Raw genomic sequence first — 1148 nt, 5'->3', positions numbered from 1 at the left:
GATTGTTGTAATGATAGATAACACGATCTACTTCTGCTTTTACTTCCATTAAAGTTGTACAAGATTTATATTCTGCCAAATCCTTAAAGTGGCCAAAGAATGATTCCATAGGGGCATTATCCCAACAGTTTCCCTTTCGGGACATGGATTGGTTAAGGCCCAATTTCTTTACTTTATCCTGAAAAACAGGATGCGTATAGTGGAATCCCTGATCTGAATGGAGGAGGGATTCTGGATGGAAATGTCCCCCCACAGCCAATTCCAGCTTTCTTAACGTTTCATAGACTATATCCATTTCGAGAGTGGAGGATAAGTGATGAGCTAGTATCTCTCGGGTAGAACCATCCTTTACACAGGATAAATAAGCTTTTTGGCCTTTTCCATAATAGAGATAAGTAATGTCGGTAAGTAAAACTTTTCCCGGTTCCTTCTGGTCAAATTCACGGTCAAGCTGGTTAGGGCACGTTTGATGTTCCTGAGTAGCCTTGGCCATTTTTCGATAAGGGTTTGCTTGTCTTAGTTTTGCGATCAAACCGTATTTTAACATAAGCCTTCTAATCTTCTTAAGGTTCATGACGACATTATGGTTATTTTCCAGAAGCATTTTGATTTGGAGAGCTCCTAGTTTTCCTTTATGCTCTTTAAAAATGCGAATGATTAGCTCTGCGTCCAGTTCGTCATTTTCTTCACGTCTTTCACGGGAAGAGGCTGCTTTTAGCCAATCATAATAACCGCTCCGGCTTACTTCAGCCAATTCACAAAGATAGGAAACGGCATATTCCAATTGGTGTTCTCTTATCGTTTTTTCGATCAGATAGAATTTCTGGGACGGTGTTAGAATCGTTTCTTTTTCAACGCCTGCCTTTCTAGTGCTTCCAGCTTTTTTAGGAAATCATTTTCCGCTTGAAGAAATTTAATTCTCTGTTCAGCCTTTCGTAGTTGGTCCTCAACTGACAAGGGCTTTGTAGAAGGCCTGCCCGTCCCCCCTTTTCCACGTCGTTCGGTAAGAAAGCCTTCCTCCCCAAACCGTTCAAAAGTTTCCCTCCATCGTTGAAGGCAGCGTCTTGGCTGTTTCGGTCCGATCACTTCAAGGTTAAATCCGTGTTCCACAAAGATTTGGGAAGGAGATTTCCCTTGTTTATACTCGT

The 1148-nt window shown here is 41.6% G+C and carries 1 protein-coding gene and 1 pseudogene; both read right to left on the bottom strand.

The annotated features are described in order from the left end of the window. The coding region (locus AC3WR0_RS25360) for an IS3 family transposase (RefSeq protein WP_492554847.1) at positions 1-799 on the bottom strand (799 nt) is incomplete at its 3' end. A 35-nt stretch (positions 800-834) separates the two neighbouring features. Continuing rightward, positions 835-1148, bottom strand: a pseudogene (locus AC3WR0_RS25355) (IS3 family transposase); the annotation flags it as partial.

It is taken from the genome of Neobacillus sp. FW104-15D2 (assembly GCF_058790155.1).
This window is presented reverse-complemented; position numbering and strand designations above follow the sequence as displayed.